The 2,837-nt window shown below is 73.2% G+C and carries 3 protein-coding genes; 2 read left to right on the top strand and 1 reads right to left on the bottom strand.

Annotated elements, in window-relative coordinates; translation table 11 throughout:
- The first annotated feature begins 117 nt into the window (after positions 1-117).
- The gene (locus AB0M20_RS36015; RefSeq protein ID WP_364305077.1) at positions 118-1,140 is read left to right on the top strand and encodes a coenzyme F420-0:L-glutamate ligase; all 1,023 of its coding nucleotides are present in this window, start codon (positions 118-120) and stop codon (positions 1,138-1,140) included.
- 2 nt (positions 1,141-1,142) lie between these two features.
- The gene (locus tag AB0M20_RS36010) at positions 1,143-2,387 is read left to right on the top strand and encodes a saccharopine dehydrogenase NADP-binding domain-containing protein (protein WP_364305076.1); all 1,245 of its coding nucleotides are present in this window, start codon (positions 1,143-1,145) and stop codon (positions 2,385-2,387) included.
- Between the two features lie 9 nt (positions 2,388-2,396).
- Here AB0M20_RS36010 and AB0M20_RS36005 read toward each other — a convergent pair.
- The coding region (locus AB0M20_RS36005) for an AraC family transcriptional regulator (RefSeq protein WP_364305074.1) at positions 2,397-2,837 on the bottom strand (441 nt) is incomplete at its 5' end.

Raw genomic sequence — 2,837 nt, 5'->3', positions numbered from 1 at the left:
GCCGGGGGTCACCACCCGGGCCGTCCCGCTCTGGATGACGGACGAGGCGGCCACGGCGAAGATGGTCGAGGCGGCGATCGATCTGGCGCGGTCGCTGCGGCCACACGACCGGCGGAGGTGAGGGCCACGGACGGGCTGGAGGTTCTTCCGGTGCGCGGCATCGGCGACGTGACCGCCGGCGACGACCTCGCCGCGCTGATCACGAAGGCCGCGCCCTGGCTGCGCGACGGCGACGTGCTGGTGGTGACCAGCAAGATCGTGTCCAAGGCCGAGGGGCGGCTGGTCGAGGTGCCGGCCGACGGCCCGGAGCGCGACGCCGCCCGTGCCGAGGCGCTGGCCGCGGAGACGGCCCGAGTGGTGGCCCGCCGCGGAGCGACCGCGATCGTGCAGACTCACCACGGCTTCGTGATGGCCGCCGCCGGGATCGACGCCTCCAACGTGGACAAGACGCACCTGGTGCTGCTGCCGGCCGACCCCGACGCGTCCGCGCGGGCGCTGCACGCGGCGCTGCGGGAGCGCGGGCTGCGGGTCGGCGTGATCGTGTCGGACACGATGGGGCGCGCGTGGCGCAACGGGCTCACCGACGTCGCGTTGGGTGCGGCGGGGATCAGCCCGCTGCGCGACCACCGCGGCGAGATCGACCCCTACGGCAACGAGCTGCAGCTCACCGAGATGGCCGTGATCGACGAGCTGGCCGGGGCCGGTGAGCTGGTCAAGGGCAAGTGCGACCAGGTGCCGGTGGCCGTCGTGCGGGGCTATCCGGGCGCCGGTGACGCGGACACGCCGGGTGCGGGGGTGCTGCTGCGGGATGCGGCGACCGACATGTTCCGGCTGGGCACCGCCGAGGCGATGCGGGCGGCCGCGACGCTGGGCGACCGGTACGACGGTGCCGGCGACGGCGCCCCGGTGGAGGCGGCCACGGTCGACCGGGCGCTCGCGACGGTCGCCGAGGTGCTGGGAAGCGGTGTGGACCACACGGACGACGGCATCCGGCTGTCCGGCCCGGATCCGCTGAAGCTGGGCGAGGATGCGTTGCGGGTGCGGATCGCGCTGGCCGCGGAGGGCATCGGCAGCAGCGCGCGCGCTGACGATCAGGGGGTCTTGATTTTCCTTGGACAACCGATGACGCACAATCGGTGACCATGAGCGATCATGAGCCGGTCCGCGACCACGATGTCGTCGTCTACGGCGCCACCGGGTTCGTCGGCGCGCTGGTCGCCGGTCACCTCGCCGATCACGCCCCCGAGGGGGTGCGGATCGCGCTGGCCGGGCGGTCGCAGGAAAAGCTGGAGAAGGTGCGCGGGCGGCTGGGCGTCGACTGGCCGCTGATCGTCGCGGACGCCGCCGACGAGGAGGCACTGGCGCGGCTCGCCTCGCGTACCCGGGTCGTGCTGACCACCGTCGGGCCGTACGCGAAATACGGCCGCGCCCTCGCACACGCCTGCGCGGCCAACGGCACCGACTACGCCGACCTGACCGGCGAGGTGCTCTTCGCCCGGGACAGCATCGACGCCAACCACGAGCTGGCCCGGTCGACCGGCGCGCGGATCGTGCACTCGTGCGGCTTCGACTCCGTGCCCTCCGACCTGGGCGTGCACGTGCTGCACCAGCGGATCGCCGCGGACGACGCCGGCGACCTGACCGACACCACACTGGTCGTGACCAGTCTCAAGGCCGCCCTGAGCGGCGGCACCATCGACTCGATGCGCAACCAGCTCGACGAGGTGCGCGCCGACCGCGACCGGGCCCGGATCGCCGCGCGGCCGTACTCGCTGAGCCCGGACCGCTCGAAGGAGCCGGAGCTCGGCCGCCAGGAGGACACCATCACGCTGCCCGGCCGCGCGGTCGACGGCTCGCTGCGCGGTCACCTGGCGCCGTTCGTGATGGCGTCCTACAACACGCGGGTGGTGCGGCGCAGCAACGCGTTGCGGGACTACGCGTACGGCCGGACGTTCCGCTACCGCGAGGTGATGAGCGTCGGTGCCTCGGCCCTGTCGCCCGCGCTGGCCACGCTGACGAAGGTCGGCCTGGGCGCGCTGGTCGTGGGACTGTCGTTGCCGCCGACCCGGTTCGTGCTCGACCGGGTGCTGCCCAAGCCGGGCGACGGGCCGGACGAAAAGACCCGCAAGGCGGGGCACTTCACAATGGACATCTTCACCACCACGACGACCGGCGCCCGCTACAAGGCGCGATTCAGGGCCAAGGGCGATCCGGGGTACGCGGCCACGGCGGTCATGCTCGGCGAGGCGGGCCTCGCGCTGGCGCTCGACCGGGATGCGCTGCCGCCGTCGGAGGGCGGCGTGCTGACCCCGGCGACCGGCATCGGCGATGCGTACGTGAACCGCCTGCGCGCCGCCGGCGTCGAGATCACCGCGACCAAAATCTAGGCACAGGGCCTAGCGGTTGCGCCACCGCGCCGGGCTCAGCGTGTGCTCGGCACGGAACCTCTTGATGAAGTAGCTGACGTCGGGATAGCCGACCCGGCGGCTGATCGCGGCGACGGTCAGCCCGGTCTCGGTCAGCAGGACGCGGGCCTGCTGCATGCGACGCTGGGCGATCCACTGCTGCACGGTCCGGCCGGTCTTGCGGCGGACCACGGTGGTGAGGTGACCCGGGGTGAGCGCGAGGTCGGCGGCGACGTCGGCCAGCGAGATGGGCTCGTGGTAACGCCGCTCGATGACGTCGAAGACGGCTCCGAGCAGCGGTTCATCGGAGGATCGCAGCTGGTCGGCAACGTCGGTGGACAGGCGCGCCATCGCCACCAGCAGCAGCGTCAGGTGCGCGAGGGCGGCCTCGTGGCAGCCGTCGCGGCGGCCCCTGAGCTCGGCGTCGAGGCC

It is taken from the genome of Actinoplanes sp. NPDC051633 (genome assembly GCF_040681735.1).
Lineage (GTDB): Bacteria > Actinomycetota > Actinomycetes > Mycobacteriales > Micromonosporaceae > Actinoplanes.
Note: the sequence above shows the minus strand (reverse complement) of the source record. Positions and strands in the feature narration are given on the sequence as shown.

Excerpts from the sequence above, each read along its gene's own strand:
- AB0M20_RS36010 (WP_364305076.1), top strand. The coding sequence starts at position 1,143 with ATGAGCGATCATGAGCCGGTCCGCGACCACGATGTCGTCGTCTACGGC.